Source organism: Burkholderia sp. Ac-20344 (assembly GCF_017104975.1).
Classification (GTDB): domain Bacteria; phylum Pseudomonadota; class Gammaproteobacteria; order Burkholderiales; family Burkholderiaceae; genus Burkholderia.
On sequence record NZ_JAAGPP010000172.1, the window covers coordinates 1 to 17,073 of the forward strand.

The following is a 17,073-nucleotide window of genomic DNA, read 5'->3' on the forward strand; positions in this document are numbered from 1 at the left end:
ACTTCACGATCATGGGCCGGATCGACGACGTGCTGAACGTGTCGGGCCACCGGCTCGGCACGATGGAGATCGAATCGGCGCTGGTGTCGCACGAGCTCGTCGCGGAAGCGGCCGTGGTCGGGCGTCCGGACGACACGACGGGCGAGGCAGTGGTTGCGTTCGTGGTGCTGAAGCGTTCGCGTCCGGAAGGCGAAGAGGCCGCGGCGCTCGCGAAGACGCTGCGCGACTGGGTCGGCAAGCAGATCGGGCCGATCGCGAAGCCGAAGGACATCCGCTTCGGCGACAACCTGCCGAAGACGCGTTCGGGCAAGATCATGCGGCGCCTGCTGCGCTCGCTCGCGAAGGGCGAGGCGATCACGCAGGACACGTCCACGCTCGAGAACCCGGCCATCCTCGAGCAGCTCGCCGAAGTGCGCTGATCGTCCCGGTTGCGCATCACGCGCACGAGCCCCTGCGCGGCAATCCCGATTGCCTGCGCAGGGGCTTTTTGCTACATAACGGCATGACCGTTCCGACCCGTTCGGCGCCAGCTGCGCCACCGCCCGTTCCCGAGCCGCTCGCGCGTGCCCACGCGCGCTACTGGCGCTTCAACGTCGCGCTGATCGGGGTGCTGATGGTGATCGGCTTTTCAGTGTCGTTCATCGTGCCGTTCTTCGGGCCTGCGCTCGCCGGGGTTCGTTTCGCTGGCTTCAGCCTGCCGTTCTATGTCGGCGCGCAGGGCGCGATTCTCGTGTACCTCGTGCTGATCGTCGTCTACATCGGGCTGATGCAACGCGCGGACCGCACGCTGCGCCGTGCGTACGACGATCATGCGGCACGCGCCGGCCAAGCGAACGGCGGGCGCTGATTCATGCTGACGCATCGACTGATCCGCGCATACGCGTTCTACACGCTGGGATTTCTCGGGTTCGTGCTGCTGATGTGGCGGATCGAGCGTGCCACCGGCTCCGGCGTCTGGCTCGGCTACGTGTTCCTGTTCGTGCCGATCGCCGTGTACGCGGTGATCGGGCTGCTGTCGCGCACGTCCGATCTCGTCGAGTACTACGTGGCCGGGCGGCGCGTGCCGTCTGCCTTCAACGGGATGGCGACGGCGGCCGACTGGCTGTCCGCAGCGTCGTTCATCGGCCTGGCCGGATCGCTCTACGCGACCGGCTACGACGCGCTTGCCTACATGATGGGCTGGACGGGCGGGTTCTGCCTCGTCGCGTTCCTGCTCGCGCCTTATGTGCGCAAGCTCGCGCGATACACGATTCCCGATTTTCTCGGTACACGCTTTTCGAGCACGGCCGTGCGCGCGCTCGCGGCCGGCGCGGCGATCCTGTGTTCGTTCGTGTATCTGGTCGCGCAGATCCAGGGGATCGGCCTGATCGCGACACGCTTCATCGGCGTCGATTTCGCGATCGGGATTTTCTGCGGGCTCGCGGGCATTCTCGTGTGCTCGTTTCTCGGCGGGATGCGCGCGGTCACGTGGACGCAGGTCGCGCAGTACATCATCCTGATCAGCGCGATCCTGATTCCGGTTTCGCTGATCGCGATGAAGAACGGGCTCGGTCCCGTGCCGCAGTTCAATTATGGCAAGCTGATGGAGCGCGTCGCGGCGCGCGAGGCGCAGGTGCGCGATGCGACCGACGAGCAGCAGGTGCGCGACGCGTACCGTCGGCAAGCCGCGGATATCCAGACGCGGCTCGACCGGCTGCCGGCATCCTATGCGGACGCACGCCGGCATCTCGCCGACCAGCTTGCCGACCTGCGGCGCCACAACGGGCCGCTGCGCGAGATCAGCCTGCGCGAGCGCGAACTGGCCGACTTTCCGCGCGATCCGGCGGCGGCGCGTGTCGCGTGGACGCAGGCGCGTGACGATCTACTGGCCCGGGCCGAGCCGCCCGTGCCGATGCACGAGCCGTTTCCAGCCGCGAGCGACGACGAGCGCAAGCCGCGCGAGCGGAATTTCCTGGCGCTGCTGCTGTGCCTGTCGCTCGGCACGGCGAGCCTGCCGCACATCCTGACCCGCTACAACACGACCACGTCGGTCGCGTCGGCGCGGCGCTCGGTTGGGTGGACCTTGTTCTTCATCGCGCTGTTTTACCTGAGCGTGCCGGTGCTCGCGGTGCTGATCAAGTACGAGATCCTCGCGAACCTCGTCGGGCGGCCGTTCGCCGAATTGCCGGCGTGGGTCACGCAATGGCATCACTTCGAACCCGACCTGATCAGCGTCGTCGAGGTGATTCGCGACGGCATCGTGCACTGGTCGGAAATCCAGATGCAGCCGGACATGGTCGTGCTGGCCGCGCCGGAGATCGCGGGGCTGCCGTACGTGGTGTCGGGGCTGATCGCGGCCGGTGCGCTGGCCGCGGCGCTGTCGACCGCGGACGGGCTGCTGCTGACGATCGCGAACGCGCTGTCGCACGACGTCTATTACTGCATGGTCGCGCCCGATGCGTCGAGCCAGCGGCGCGTGACGATTTCGAAGGTGCTGCTGCTGGGGGTGGCGCTGTTCGCGTCGTATGTCGCGTCGCTCAATACCGGGAAGATCCTGTTTCTGGTCGGGGCTGCGTTTTCGCTGGCGGCGTCGAGCTTCTTTCCGGTGCTGGTGCTGGGGGTGTTCTGGAAGCGCACGACGACGCGTGGCGCGATTGCCGGGATGGTGACGGGGTTGGCGGTGTGTGTGTACTACATCGTGTCGACTTATCCGTTCTTCACGCAACTGACCGGGTTCGCCGGGCGCACGTGGTTCGGGATCGAACCGATCAGTTCAGGCGTGTTCGGCGTGCCGGCGGGGTTCGCGGTGGCGATCGTGGTGAGTCTGTGCGACAAGCGGCCGGATGAGTATACGCGGGCGTTGGTGGATTACATTCGGCATCCGTGAGGGGCGGGGCGATGCATGGTGTGCCGGCGAGCCAAGTTGAAAAGCCCCTGATTCCTAGGGAAATCAGGGGCTTCACGTATTTCTGACGGAGAGAGGGGGATTCGCCCACACAAGCGCGGGCCGCGGATTCGCTTGCAAGCGAATTCCTTCGAATCCCCCGCGCAAGCCGAACGATCGGCTTGCTTCTCTCCGGAAACGAAAATGCCCGCTGGCGCGGGCATCGAATACTGGCGGAGAGAGGGGGATTCGAACCCCCGATAGGCGATTAACCTATACACGCTTTCCAGGCGTGCGACTTAAACCACTCATCCATCTCTCCGGAAGACCGAGAGTATAGCAAACTCTGGCGGCACCCCGCCACTCCCTTCCGCGCCCGTCAGAAATTCGTCGTCGTCGCCAGCCACACCGAGCGGGGGGCGCCGTGTGTCAGATCGTGACGACCCGTACGACCTGTTTCGCTCCACCGGACACGGACCGGCGCCTTCTTGCTGCGGAACACATCCGTTGCGTAGCGAACGCCGACTTCATACTGATTCGGCCGGAACGACGACGGCGCCGGCCCCGCGTTGCGCTCGGGGTTCGGTGCGGCCTCAGGCAACGGGCTGCCGTTCATGGGCGACGGCGCGCAACCGTCGAGCGGGCGTCGGGACGAACATGCGATCATGTGAAGTCCGCATTCGTCGTAACAAACCGTACGCATCGGCCGGGGCTAATCCTGACGATACCGTCCGCCCGCACCGCTATCTTCGAAAGGAACGCCACGCCATGTCGCTCTCCGCCTTGCTCGCCTTTGCGCTGATCCTGTCCGTCGGTGTCGCGACGCCGGGTCCGACGGTGTTGCTCGCGATGAGCAACGGTTCGCGCTACGGATTGCGTCACGCGATGGTCGGCATGCTCGGCGCCGTCACTGCCGACGTCGTGCTCGTCGCGCTGGTCGGGTTCGGCCTGGGCGTGCTGCTCGACGCGTCGGAGACGGCGTTCGTGACGCTGAAGCTGCTCGGCGCGGCGTGGCTCGCCTATGTCGGCATCCGGATGCTCATGTCGAGCGGCGGGGGCGCCGCTGCGCAGCCATGCGCGCCCGCGACGCCCGATCGCCGGACGGCCTTTCTGAAGAGCTTCTTCGTCGCGATGAGCAACCCGAAGTACTACCTGTTCATGTCCGCGCTGCTGCCGCAGTTCGTCGACCGGTCGCAGGCGATCGCGCCGCAGTACGCGATTCTCGCGGCGACGATTGTCGCGATCGACGCGATCGGGATGACCGGTTACGCACTGCTGGGGGTGCATTCGGTCCGCGTATGGAAGGCGGCCGGGGAGAAGTGGCTGAATCGCGTCAGCGGATCGCTGCTGCTGATGCTGGCGGGGTACGTTGCGCTGTATCGCAAGGCCGCGCATTGACAAGGTGATGGAGCGGGGAAGCAGCGTACTGATACCGACGCGGCGATGAGGTCGGTCGATCGCTTCGTGCTCGAAACGCACGACGGACCGTACGAAACGTGGCCGGCGCGCACGCATGTGCTCGTGGACGGCGTGCGTTCCGGCCTCGCCGTTTCCGGTTACGTACGACACCGGGACCACGATCGACGGGCACGGATGGGACCGTCCCGGTTCGAAAGAATGTGAACTGTTGAGTCCGTCCGGACGCTTCGCAAAAAGGATTCTAAATCCTGTCAAAAAGCCTTCACCAATCCGACAAATTTGCTATGCTCGCCGAAAACCAGACGGGCGGCACTCCCAGGACGGACCAGCGGGCGTGATTGCTCGCCGAACAACGAAGTCAAACAAAATCCTGAGAGTCACGCTGTGAATACAGCCGAATTGCTACGCACATTTGCGTCCGGGGTGGTCGATCAGAACAATCGGCCGGTTCGCATGAACTGGGGGCCTGCCCAGAAGACGCTCGAGCAGGTGCTTGCGCTCCAGTATGCCGATATCCGCGAAGGGTTGATGACGGGCATCGAGGGGCATCTGACCTGCGTATCAGCGCGGGCCGATCTTCCGATTCGCGGCTTCATCGGGCTGCCGGTTTCCGTCGAGATGACGACCGATCGCGGGCGTCTCCATACCATCAACGGCATTGTCACCGACGTTCGCACCGGACAGTCGGACGGTTCACTGACCTGCTACCAGCTGACGATTCGCGACGTGCTGTCCGTGATGGAGCGGCGGACCAATTCGCGGTTGTTTCGTTCCAAGAGCCTGCCCGACATCCTGGGTGTGCTGCTTCAGGAATGGCGCCAGCGCAGCTCGGCGCTTGCAGGCGCATTCGAGTTCGACCTGTCCGGCCTGCAAGGCGAGCGTTACCCCGCGCGTGAACTTACGCGGCAGGTCAACGAGTCGGACGCGCACTTCATCCGGCGGCTGTTGCGACGGGAGGGGGCGACCGTATTCGTCAAGGCGGGCAAGGCCGGCGAGCAGGCGAGCGGCAATGCGCACGACACGCCGGTGCATACGCTGGTCTTTGCCGACGACTCGATGAAGTTGCCGGCGACGGCCGCCGGTACCATTCGCTACCACCGCGACGCCGCCACCGAAGAGCGTGACTCGATCACGCTTTGGGCGACGAGCCGCCGGTTGATCCCGGGCAAGATCGTCCGGCCGACGTGGGACTACAAGAGCGGCCGCATGTCGCAAACCGAGCAGGCGACGATTGTCGATCAGGGCGACGGCGGCAACGATCTCGGGCATTTGCTGGCCGACGCCGTCATCGATATCCCGCACGCCGGGGATTCGTCGTCCGATCTCGACCGGATCGGCAAGGACCGGATGCTGGCGCATGAACTGCGTGCCGAATCCGTCGATGGCGTGAGCAATGTGCGTGATCTGGCCGTCGGTCACTGGTTTGCGCTCGCGGAGCATCCGCAACTCGATACGTTGCCGGCCGAACAGCGGCAGTTTGTCGTCACGTCGCTTCATCATTGCGTGCGGAACAACCTGCCGAAGGAACTGAACGAGCGCGCGCAATCGCTGTTCGCGGCAAGCCGCGTGCTGTTCAACGCGGTGGCGACCGACGTGAGTGGCAAGCCGGGTGACGAAGGCGACAGACGCTACGAGAACACGTTCTCGTGCGTGCGGCGCGGCGTGCCGCTGACGCCTGCCTACGATCCCAACGTCGACCTGCCGCCCGTGCATCCGATGACGGCCGTCGTCGTCGGGCCGGAGGGCGAGGAGGTGTTCTGCGATGAAATGGGCCGCATCCGTGTGCGGATCCAGGGGCTGAGCGCGGACGATCATGCGCACGCGCAGGGTGCCGGCACGAGCGGCACGCCGTCCGACAGCGCGCCGGTGCGCGTCGCCTGCGCGCTCGCCGGGCCGAGTTTCGGCGCGAATACGTTGCCGCGCGTCGGCATGGAAGTGCTGATCGGCCATATCGGCGGCGATCCGGACCGGCTCGTCGTGATGGGCGTGCTGGCCAATGGGCCGAACATGCCGGCGACCTTCAGTCACACCGGCGCGCTGCCGGGCAACCGCTATCTTTCCGGCACGAAGACGAAGGAAATCAAGGGGCAGCGGTACAACCAGATCCGCTTCGACGATACGCCCGGGCAGATCAGCAGCCAGTTGGCGAGCGAGCATGCGTACAGTCAGCTGAACCTCGGCTATCTGACGCAGCCGCGCGACAACGGGCAGGGGGCGGCGCGCGGCGAAGGCGCCGAATTACGCAGCGATGCGCACGTGGCGATTCGCAGCGGCAAGGCGATGCTGATTTCGGCCTGGGAACGGCTGCGCGCGAGTGACGGCCACCTCGCGCGGGACGAGTATCTGCAACTGATGCAGGAATGCGTCGAGCTGTTCAAGAGTCTCGGCGACTATGCTGGCCAGCATCAGGGCGTGGCGCCGGATACGCAGCCGCACGATGCACTCGTGACCACGGTGAAAGGCTGGCCGAATGGCGAGACGTCCGGCGGCGGTCAATCGCCAGGCGCATCGATGGCCGCGATCGGCATCACCGCGCCGGCCGGCATCAGCATGGCGACGCCGAAGACCGTGACGACCCATGCGGGCGGCAACGTCGATGTCGTCGCGCAGAATCATCTGCAGTACACGAGCGGGCAGCGGATCAACCTGCAGGCCGGGCATGGCGTGGCGATGTTCGCGCACAGCGAGGGCGTGTCGGCGATCGCCAACCAGGGGAAAGTGGCGCTGCAGAGCCAGAACGACGACACACAGATTGATTCGGCGAAGAACATCCAGATGACGGCGGGCGGCGGCAAGCTCGCGGGCATGGCCAGCGAGCAGGTCGTGTTCGTGACGTCGGGCGGCGCGTATCTGAAGCTGCATGGCGGCGATATCGAGCTCGGGTGTCCGGGGAGTTTTACCGTCAAGTCCGCGTCGCATACGTGGGCGGGGCCGGCGAGCATGAGCGCCGATTTTCCGAAGTTCGACCAAGGCTCGCTGGGGCGGGTGCCGAAGCTGGTCCGGGCCACTGACGGGCAGCCGGTCGAGGGCATGGAAGCCGAGGTGCGAAAGGCGTCGGGCGAATTGATCAAGGGGAAGACCGACGCGCAGGGCAAACTGGCGCCGGTCAGCAGCGATCAGTTCGAACAATTGGCGGTTCGCTTTTTCAAGTCGAGAACCTGAGCTGAGTCTTCAAGAAAAACAACATGTTCAACTACAACTTTGCGCAGAACCCGGGCGGGCAACCGTCGACGGACGACCCGTCGCAGATTTCGGTGGGCGGTGGACTGGGGACGACGCTGTTCAACCGCAACGACCTCGAGTGCGTGATGCAGATGCCGTTGCCTGGCGTCGTCATTTTCGTGCACGGGGTGAATTCGGAAGGGGAATGGTTCAAGGACGCCGAGAAGGGATTGTGTGCCGGATTGAACCGGCGCATGGGGCGTTATGACGATCAACTGTTCCATTGGGGGCCGGTGGCCGGGCAGATGACGCCGGTCAGCTATATCGAAAGCCTGACGCCAGACGGTTTCCTGAATCCGGACATGTCGTCGAAGACGTACATCAAGCCCGATCCGTCCTTTTCTCCCGTCATCCACTTTCGGTGGGGCTATGCCGCGAACGCGGAGGAGCTGAAGGAGTATGGCGACAAGATCATGCTCAACGAAAAGAATTACTGGGGCGGTGGCCCGTTCGCGGGCGGGTGTACGAGTCTGCCGGATCTGTGGAACGACGGGTTGAACGATCGGCTTTTTCTGTGGCTGACCGTCCAGCACATGAATGGCATCGGCAATCGAAAAATCTACTCCACGCCACCGCGCACTTATGGTGTGCTTGGCGCACTGCGGCTTGCACGCCTGGTCGAATCGATCCGCAAGCGACAGGCCGACGCGCCGATCACGATCGTGTGCCACAGCCAGGGCAACATGATCGGTCTTGCCGCTGCATTCCTTGGAGACCGCTTGCCCGAGGTGACGGATCAATGGGGCAAGAAAGGGCGCTGCGTCGCCGATACCTATGTTCTCGCCAATCCTCCGTACAGTCTCGTCGAGGCCAACATGACCGACTCATGGGCCCAGCGCGGAGTGCGCGACAAGAACGGGCGCGTGGGGCGCGAGACCTATGTCGCGCGCAAGGAAACGCTGAGGGAGTACTTCGATATCCTGCGTGCCCGGGCCGATCTCGAGATGCCTGCGGAGGATCTCGATCGCGCAATGGAAAACGCAAGGCCGTCGAAGAACGGGGGCAAGCCGTATAGCGCAGCCAAGGACCGGGAGGCGCATGGGCTGTATCAGAAAAACACCTACGGGAGAGTGACGCTGTACTGTTGCCCGCACGATCAGGTCATTTCTGCCCTGACCGTTCAGGGAGTCGGCTGGCGCGGGATGAGTGTCGACGAGATCAGTGCGACGAACGCGTGGGGTGTTTTTTCGCAACGCGTGTTTGCATCGAATTTCGAGGTCGGTGGAGAGAACAAGCTCTATCGGTATTGGCAGGATGACTGGCGCAAGGACAAGAACGAGAGGGAGGGTTTCTGGTATCCGCCGTCACCACCTGCACGGTATGGTCTTGGACGAGGCACGCATTCCAATGAAGGGTGGATCGCGAAGTTTTTCACGATTGCAACGAGCCCGGCCCTCTACCTGTTCAATTTGACGAACCTGGCGGTCAATGCCGATCCGCCAAAAGACTGGGAAATCCCGATTACGGCACCGATGCTCGACAAGGAGACTCGCTTCCTTCCGCAGGCGTTGCGCTACGACAAACCGTCGGGCGCTTGCGATGCGCAAGGGAAACCGATTGAGGAAGGGCGCTTCAACGAGAGTTACGATCCGCCGTCGGCTGGGCGTGACGCCAAGAAGGAGAACAAGCGCGATGACGATCCGTATGACAACTTCGACGCGAAGTCGGAAAAATTCAAGACTGAGGGAGATGCGCTGAAAGCGCAGGGGGATGCGGCGTCCGAGGCTGCGCAGCGGTATGAGGATCATTCCATTCTCCGCATGGAAGCGCGGAGGTCCGGAAATCGTCGCTGGGTCGACGAGAACGGAACTGTGGTGGGGGAGGACAATCCGGGGGCAGCGAGTGCTGACTATATCGAATGGCGGAACAAGGAGATATTTCAGATTCTGAACGGCGGGGACAAGAATAACCCCACCAACCATTCGACCATCATGACCAACAAGGACCATGCTGAAAAGGCGTTGGCTTATGATGTGGCAATCGGGGTTTGCTATCTGACCGAGATGGATCTTGAAGAAATCAGGATTCAGGCTGATTGGCGATTTGCCAATAGTTTGGGTGATGAGGGCCAAAATGGTAAGATGGCAGAATATATTATAACTGGAAAGTGTGAAAAATTATTTTTGCAAGATTGGGTTGTTAAGGATGATCATGCAAAAATGCCTTCCAAGATACACGACGAAAGAGATGGCGGATTTTTCCTGAAGCTTGGAGGCAGTTTATGAGATCGGCCATCGCTACATGGCCGCGTCGTGCCGGAGTCGCCGGCGGTGCATTGCTTCTTGCGCTGGGTGTATCGGTTTTGATATTGGTTTCGTCTGATGACGGGACAGGAGCGTTGTTGAGCATGGGAACTCTGATGAAGCGGTTAGTCCTGGTTCCAGGACTTGTGGCAATCATGGTATTTGCATTTGCAACGGTGATTGCGGGTCCGCGAGCAGTTGCGGCTTCATTGAACGAGAAGGCGGCTCCAATTACCGGAGCCGGGGCGTCCAGACCATTCGTTGCTCAGGTCGTCGGGCTTGGCTGGATGAACCCGCTGCAGCGCAAGGATTACAGCACCGAGTGGCAGATATTATGGACGCTTGGCCTGGTAAAGCCGAATGTCAACGATGACATGGTTCGGGTTAATCCTAAAAAATATTCAACATTGCAACCGATTTCTATCGTGGCCGATGGTCGCCGGGGGCGTGAATCGTTTTCCGGATTTTATAAGAAATATATCAATGAGCTGCTGGTGCTTTTCCGGACTCGATATTTCACGAATCAGGATTATTTTTACACGGTTAGCGCGGATAGCCAGAAGAAGTGGCGAGAATTGGCTGGCATGCATATCGAGCTGGCAATCCCCTCTGGTCGACTCGATCCTGGGCTGGCGTCGTCACATTTGCGAGATCAGATTGTTAACTTCTTCGAAATAGGAAATCCGTCCGCCAAAAATTTATGGAGCCACGACACACCGCCGGACGTGCACGTGACATCGGGGCAGGGGAATGCCGGCTTCACGTCGCTGAACGCGGCGCTGGACTATCTGGCCGCCCACCCCGACAAAAGCGCGTGGGTGATGAACTGGGATGCACCGAGCTTCCCGCCGAACGACGAACAGATCAACGAGAACATGGTGGTGCTGTTCCTCGCCGGCCCCGACCTGAAGACCGAGCGTGAGCCGCTCGCCTGGATCGGCAAGGCTGCACGAAGCAACGTCAAGGATTTCGAGGCAAAGCAAGGCGCGAGCCGTGCGGTCCAGGCATGGAAGGCGACGATCGATACGGCGGCGAGTAATGCAGGCGTGCCGGTGTCGTCGGTGAATTACATCGTGCACGATGCGGGCAAGGGCAGCGATGCTGCATCGACACGCATTGCCTCACTGTCGCAGACGCTGACGGAAGTCCTGCCGGAATACGATTTCCGTACGCAGATCTTCAATACATCGGCGTTGCTCGGTGACATGGGCGCCGGCGCGGCGTTGACCGATGTGGCGCTGGCGATCGGCCGCGCGAATCACCTCGGTGGAAATGTGCTCGTGGCCGGAACGACCGACGCGGAGCATCCGACGGCCGTGGTGGTGGTTGCGCCGTCGAAGCTGACACCGATCGATCCCGGCAAGGACTGGTTCCGCGCACGCGGGGAGAACAACGCGTACTTGCCGTGGTGGGGGCGCCGTCACGACGCGCGTCCGGCATCGCAAGGCTATTCGGAATAAGGAGCGCGTATGCGCGGAATCATTCGAGTCGGCGACGCAACGAGCCACGGCGGTCAGGTCGTGACCGGCAGCGCGGTCAGCGAAGTGATGGGGCGGCCGGTCGCCCGGCTCGGTGATACGTGCGTCTGTCCGATCGCGGGCCATCAGGCCTGCTTTATCGCCGAAGGGGATCCGCAGGTCATCGTCGACGGAAAGCCGGCCGCGTTCGATGGTCACAAGACATCGTGTGGTGCGACGCTGATTTCGAGTCTCGCGTCGTCCGGACGGGAATGAATTGCCGAACCGGCGTTCGGGGTTGGCTGGTTCGATCGGGATATTCATGCACTGCTTCACTCTTGCTAAACGCATCGGGTGCATCTCGATCGTCATGGCGGCACTCTTGTCGGGTTCGCCGTTGCAGGCCGAGACGAGCACCGCATCGGCGAAATCTGTCGAAGGTGCGTCTGCTGCGCCGTTTGTCGCCCAGGTTGTCGGACTGGAGTGGCTCAATCCGCTGCAGCGTCGTGACTATCCGACCGAGTGGCAACTGCTGTGGACGCTCGGGTTGGTGAAACCGAACGCCAACGACGATATGGTGCGCATAAAGCCCCAAAAGTACTCAACGTTGCAGGCAGTTTCCATCGTCGCGAACGGTAACTGGGGAAGTGAGACGTTTTCCGGATTCTATGAAAAGTACGTCGACAAACTTCTGCTTCTCTTTCGTTTGCAATATTTTACGAACGAGGATTACTTCTATACCGTCAGCGCGAGGTCACGGCGGAAATGGAGGGAACTGGCTGGCATGCGAGTCGAATTGGCTATTCCAGGTGATAGGCTGGCCTCTGAACTGGCCGCATCATATCTGCGGGATCGTGCCGTCAACATTTTCGAAATCGGCAACCCCTCCGCAAAAAATCTATGGAGTCGCGATACGCCGCCCGATGTGCAGGTGACGTTGGGCCAGGGTAATGCCGGCTTCACGTCGCTGAATGCGGCACTCGATTATCTGGCCGCCCATCCCGACAAAAGCGTGTGGGTGATGAACTGGGACGCGCCAAGCTTTCCACCGCACGACGAACAGATCAACGAGAACATGGTGGTGTTGTTCCTCGCCGGCCCGAATCTCAAGACCGAGCGCGAACCGCTGGCATGGATCGGCAAGGCGGCGCAAAGCGACGTCGAGGATTTCGACGCGAAGCAGGGTGGGGGCCGCGCGGCGCCGGCATGGAGGTCGACGATCGAGGCGGCGGCAGGCAATGCGGGCGTCACGGTCTCGTCGCTGAACTACGTTATCCACGATGCAGGCAAGGGCAGCGTGACCGCGTCGGCAAGGGCTGCGTCCCTTTCGCAAGGGCTCGCGGAAGCCGTGCCGCAAAGCGACCTCCGCGGCGAAACCTTCAACACGTCGGCACTGCTCGGTGACATGGGGGCCGGCACGGCGTTGACCGATGTGGCGCTCGCGATCGGTCGCGCAAATCATCTCGGCGGAAACGTGCTCGTGGCGGGGACGACCGACGCCGAGCATCCGACGGCCGTGGTGGTGGTCGCGCCGTCGAAGCTGACACCGATCGATCCCGGCAAGGACTGGTTCCGCGCGCGCGGGGAGAACAACGCGTACTTGCCGTGGTGGGGCCGCCGTCACGATGCGCGCCCGGCGTCGCAAGGCTATTCGTACTAGGACGCGACGCCCGCGTTAAGCAATCTGTAACAATCAGCGGAATGGCGGCAGGCTAATTCTTTCAAAATACTTTCAATTTCTCTCCGTCGGCGTGTCCAGATGAGTCCGGATTCGCGCTCCATCAAGGCATTTGTCCTGACGTTGCCGGAGGCGGCATCGAGATTCCCATCGCATATATTACGAAGCGTATGGAAATTGAAAGAATTGCCTGGCTTGACGCGCCGCACCGTCGCCCTTTATTGTCCGTCTGCCGTCCGTGAGAGAGCACGACGGCAATCGCGCAAGCGCGCCTCGCGCGCACGACAACACGTAGCAAAAAGCAGAAAAGGAAACGGGGTAGCCACATGAAGCCGCTATTCGACGACAAGAACTCCAATGCGGTCAGCGATCGTCCTTCCACCCCGTCTTTGTCACCCGTCGCCGTGCCAGCCGCCGTCGCCAACTTGGCCAACGTCGCCGTGCCGGCCGTGCAGCCGACGGAACACGCGCGCCTGATCACCGTCGACGAGATCGATCAGCTCGGCGCGGCGCAGGGCACGCGGATCGCCGCCTTCTCCCAGCAGATCCTCGCGAGCGTCCGCGCGTCGGACGCCGACCAGTTCGGCGACAAGCTCAACGAGTTGATCGCGACCGCTAAAGGGCTCGACCCGCGCGGCGCCGACAAGGGCGGGCTGCTCACGCAGGTCACGCGGCTGTTCCGCTCGACCAAGGAGAAGCTGCTGTCGCAATACGAGTCGGTGAGCAAGCGGATGGACACGCTCGTCGTCGAGCTCGAGAACCATGCGCAGCGCCAGAAGGCCGGCATCGACGAACTCGAGCGGATGTACAACGACAACTACGCGCTGCACCAGGAGCTCGCGCAGTCGAAGGCGCACGGCGAAACGGCGCTCGCGACGCTGCGCGCGCATCTCGCGGCCGGCCAGCAGCCGGCGGACGACGCGTTCGCCGCGCAGCGCCTGCTCGACGTGAAGCGCAAGGTCGACGCGCTCGAAAGCAAGCTCGACGATCTCGACCGCGCGATGCTGATGTCGAAGCAGCTCGCGCCGCAGATCCGGATGGAGCAGGACCAGAAACGCACGCTGACGTCGAAATTCATGACGATCAAGACGGTGCTGATCCCCGCGTGGACCAACGCATTCGCGCTCTACCTCGAGCAGCTCAGCACGAAGCGCGCCGCGGCGCTCGCGAACGCGACGTACGACGCAGCCGACGAGGCGATCCGCGCGCAGGCGGACCTGAACCGCCAGAACGCACAGGAAGTCGCGAAGCTCGGCCAGCGCCCGGTCATCTCGACCGACACGTTCGAATACGCGCAGCAGCAGTTGTTCGGCGCGTTCGACGACATCACGCAGATCATCGCCGACGGCAAGCGCCAGCGCGAGCAGGACGCGCCGCGCCTGCGCCAGCTCGAACAGGACCTGATCACCCGATTCGCTCCGAAGCAGAACTAACAACCAAGAGAACCGAGAGAACACCGCATGATTACGCTTGAGAAACGCGCGGCGAAGGTCGCGATCGTCCTCGAAAAACGCCAGATCCTGAAGCCGCCCGTCGTGCGCGTCGGCGCGGCGCTCGACATCTCGGGCTCCGCGAAGCCGCTGTACCAGTCGGGCGTGATCCAGGAGACGCACGACCGGATTCTCGGCATCGCTCTGAAGTTCGACGACAACGGCGAAGTCGACACGTGGACCTTCACCGAAGGCTACGACCGCCTGCCGACCGCGACGCCGGACAACTACGGCTCATACATTTCCGATCACGTGCTCAATGCGCGGATCGAGAAGTGGGGCGGCACGCAGTACGCACCGGTGATGAACGACATCGTCGACTTCTTCTTCCGCGCGCCGGAGCCGAAGCGCGAAGAAAAGCGCGGTTTCCTGAGCCGGCTGTTCGGCGGCGCGGACGACACGGCCGCGCCGGCAGCCGCGCCGGTGAACGGCCATCTGCCCGCGTGGGTGCTGTTCGTCACCGACGGGCAGAACCCGAAGAACGACCGCAAGCGCGTGCGCCAGCTGCTGGCCGACTCGCAGCACTTCCCGCTGTACTGGTCGCTCGTCGGCGTCGGCGATCCGAGCGAATTCGACTTTCTCGCGGAAGTCGCGGAGGAAATGCCGAACGTCGGCTTCCTGCATCTCGAATCGCTCGACGTGAGCGACGAACAGATCTACGAACAACTGATCACGCAGGAATTCTGCGACTGGGTGCGCGCGAAGTAAGCGCGTCCCGCCTGCCCCTTTTTCTGAACTCGATTACCCCATCATGTTGAAAGACTTCAAGATCCCGTTATCGCTCACGGTGCTCGCGCTGATCGCGGCCTATCTTCTCGGCGGCGTGAAGGACATGCTGATCGTCGCGGTCCTGTGCGTGCTCGAAATTTCGCTGTCGCTCGACAACGCGGTCGTCAACGCATCGGTACTCAAGAACTGGTCGGAGAAGTGGCGCAACCGCTTCATGGTGTTCGGCCTGCCGGTCGCCGTGTTCGGCATGCGGCTCGTGTTCCCGCTGCTGATCGTCGCGGTGATCGGCCACATCGGCATGTGGGACGCGCTGACGCTCGCGATCGAGTCGCCGGAGAAGTACGCGGCGATCCTCACGTCCGCGCATCACCAGGTCTCCGCATTCGGCGGCGCGTTCCTGCTGATGGTGTTCTTCAAGTTCATGCTCGACACCGAGAAGGACGAGCACTGGATCGGCTTCCTCGAAGGCCCGATGCGTCATCTCGGCCGCATCACGGCGCTTGAAGTGGCGCTGACGCTCGCGATCGTGATCATCGCGTCGTTCTACGTGCCGGCCGCCGAGCAGGTCAGCTTCCTGCTCGCGGGCGCGCTCGGCGTGATCAGCTTCGTGATCGCGCACGGCATAGGCGATCTGATCGGCGGCGAGGAAACCGGCACGCGCGTGGTGCGCGAAGGCGTCGCAGGTTTCATGTATCTCGAAGTGCTCGATTCGTCGTTCAGCTTCGACGGCGTGATCGGTGCGTTCGCGCTGTCGAACAACATCTTCCTGATCGCGCTCGGCCTCGGCGTCGGCGCAGCCTATATCCGGGAGATGACGCTCGTGCTGCTGAAGAAGGGCACGCTCGCGCAGTACCGTTATCTCGAGCACGGCGCATTCTGGGCGATCGGTGCACTCGCAACGATCATGTTCCTCGGCGTGAAGCTCGAGGTGCCCGAGGTCGTCACGGGCCTGATCGGCGCGGCGATGATTGCCGCGGCCGTGTGGTCGTCGATCATCGTGCAGCGCAAGGAAGATCGGACGGCCGTAGCCGGCGAGTGACCACGCGTCACGTGCAGGTCGAAAACGATCAACGAGGGGCCGCGCAGGGCGGCCCGGCATTGCCGCCGGCGCACCGGCGGTTCCAGCAGAAGAGGTTCAGATGATCAATTTGTCGAAAGGCGGTCGCGTCAACCTGTCGAAGGAAGCGCCCGGCACGCAGAAGTTTCGCATCGGTCTCGGTTGGGACGCGAATGCGACGGACACGGGTACGGATTTCGATCTCGACGTGTCGGTGTTCCTGTGCAAGTACGACGCGCAGAGCAATCCGAAGCTGATCTCGGATCAGCACTTCGTGTTCTACAACAGCGAAGTGCGCACGATGGAGCGCAAGGAAACCTTCATCCAGCCGGGCGACGATTTCCCGAAGCGCGGGATGCCCGCGTCGAAGTGCCTGGGCGTCGTGCATAGCGGCGACAACCGCACGGGCAGCGGCGACGGCGACGACGAGGTGATCTTCATCGACGTGACGAAGCTCGCGGCCGACGTCGAGGAAATCTCGGTGGTCGTGACGATCGACCAGGCCGAAGCGCGACGCCAGAATTTCGGCCAGGTGCGCCACAGCTACATCCAGATCGCCGACGAAGTGTCGGGTATGGTGATCGCGAAGTACGCGCTCGAGGAGGACTTCTCGATGGAGACGTCGGTGCAGGTGGGCAGCTTCTATCGCCGCGACGGCCAATTCATGTTCAAGGCGGTCGGCGCCGGCTACAACCGCGGCCTGGGCGACTTCGTGCGCGCGTACGGCGGCGCGGTCTGACTGGCGGCAGCCCGGCCGGCGGCATACCGCCGCGCCGGGCAGGAAGCAGACGCGTTGCGCGGGACGGCGATAGAATCGACGCACCGCCCGCCACGGCCCGCCGCCGGCGCGCATTCGCACCGATAACGACGAGACGCCCCACCGATGAACGCACTGGAACACCAACTCGACTACCC

13 protein-coding genes, 1 tRNA gene and 1 pseudogene are annotated in these 17,073 nt (G+C 62.9%); 13 read left to right on the forward strand and 2 right to left on the reverse strand.

Going from position 1 to position 17,073, the window contains the following annotated elements; genetic code table 11:
• The 3 genes and pseudogenes from G3N64_RS33850 to G3N64_RS33860 all read left to right on the forward strand — a co-directional run.
• Positions 1-419 (forward strand): annotated as a pseudogene (locus tag G3N64_RS33850) (acetyl-coenzyme A synthetase); the annotation flags it as partial.
• A gap of 83 nt (positions 420-502) precedes the next feature.
• Positions 503-847: a DUF4212 domain-containing protein gene (locus tag G3N64_RS33855; protein WP_205788048.1), complete on the forward strand. Its 345-nt coding sequence runs from the start codon at positions 503-505 to the stop codon at positions 845-847.
• 3 nt (positions 848-850) lie between these two features.
• Positions 851-2,866 carry a sodium:solute symporter family protein gene (locus G3N64_RS33860; protein WP_205788049.1) on the forward strand — a complete coding sequence of 672 codons (2,016 nt, stop codon included), beginning with the start codon at positions 851-853 and terminating at the stop codon, positions 2,864-2,866.
• A gap of 228 nt (positions 2,867-3,094) precedes the next feature.
• On the opposite strand, the gene G3N64_RS33865 is transcribed toward G3N64_RS33860, so the two are convergent.
• Positions 3,095-3,185: transfer RNA gene (locus tag G3N64_RS33865), tRNA-Ser, on the reverse strand.
• A 57-nt stretch (positions 3,186-3,242) separates the two neighbouring features.
• Positions 3,243-3,479 (reverse strand): hypothetical protein, encoded by a 237-nt coding sequence (locus tag G3N64_RS33870; protein WP_205788050.1) that lies wholly within the window; start codon positions 3,477-3,479, stop codon positions 3,243-3,245.
• A gap of 152 nt (positions 3,480-3,631) precedes the next feature.
• Between G3N64_RS33870 and G3N64_RS33875 the strand changes: the two genes are divergently transcribed.
• The 10 genes from G3N64_RS33875 (at position 3,632) to G3N64_RS33920 (ending at position 16,897) form a co-directional block, all read left to right on the forward strand.
• Positions 3,632-4,261: a LysE family translocator gene (locus G3N64_RS33875; RefSeq protein ID WP_205788051.1), complete on the forward strand. Its 630-nt coding sequence runs from the start codon at positions 3,632-3,634 to the stop codon at positions 4,259-4,261.
• Between the two features lie 405 nt (positions 4,262-4,666).
• Positions 4,667-7,444, forward strand: coding sequence for a type VI secretion system tip protein VgrG (locus tag G3N64_RS33880; protein ID WP_205788052.1), 2,778 nt, complete (start codon positions 4,667-4,669; stop codon positions 7,442-7,444).
• Between the two features lie 23 nt (positions 7,445-7,467).
• Positions 7,468-9,729 (forward strand): hypothetical protein, encoded by a 2,262-nt coding sequence (locus G3N64_RS33885; protein ID WP_205788053.1) that lies wholly within the window; start codon positions 7,468-7,470, stop codon positions 9,727-9,729.
• A complete protein-coding gene (locus tag G3N64_RS33890; protein WP_205788054.1) occupies positions 9,726-11,207 on the forward strand; it encodes a virulence factor in 1,482 nt (493 codons plus the stop codon). The genes G3N64_RS33885 and G3N64_RS33890 overlap by 4 nt, the downstream gene beginning before the upstream one ends.
• A gap of 9 nt (positions 11,208-11,216) precedes the next feature.
• Positions 11,217-11,480: a PAAR domain-containing protein gene (locus G3N64_RS33895; RefSeq protein WP_027784933.1), complete on the forward strand. Its 264-nt coding sequence runs from the start codon at positions 11,217-11,219 to the stop codon at positions 11,478-11,480.
• Between the two features lie 22 nt (positions 11,481-11,502).
• Positions 11,503-12,864, forward strand: coding sequence for a virulence factor (locus tag G3N64_RS33900; protein WP_241021345.1), 1,362 nt, complete (start codon positions 11,503-11,505; stop codon positions 12,862-12,864).
• A 344-nt stretch (positions 12,865-13,208) separates the two neighbouring features.
• Positions 13,209-14,315, forward strand: coding sequence for a toxic anion resistance protein (locus G3N64_RS33905; protein ID WP_205788055.1), 1,107 nt, complete (start codon positions 13,209-13,211; stop codon positions 14,313-14,315).
• Between the two features lie 27 nt (positions 14,316-14,342).
• Positions 14,343-15,080, forward strand: coding sequence for a VWA domain-containing protein (locus G3N64_RS33910; RefSeq protein WP_205788056.1), 738 nt, complete (start codon positions 14,343-14,345; stop codon positions 15,078-15,080).
• A gap of 43 nt (positions 15,081-15,123) precedes the next feature.
• Positions 15,124-16,140 carry a DUF475 domain-containing protein gene (locus tag G3N64_RS33915; protein ID WP_205788057.1) on the forward strand — a complete coding sequence of 339 codons (1,017 nt, stop codon included), beginning with the start codon at positions 15,124-15,126 and terminating at the stop codon, positions 16,138-16,140.
• Between the two features lie 100 nt (positions 16,141-16,240).
• On the forward strand, positions 16,241-16,897 hold the full coding sequence (locus G3N64_RS33920) for a TerD family protein (RefSeq protein WP_205788058.1): 657 nt from the start codon (positions 16,241-16,243) through the stop codon (positions 16,895-16,897).
• Positions 16,898-17,073 lie beyond the last annotated feature (176 nt).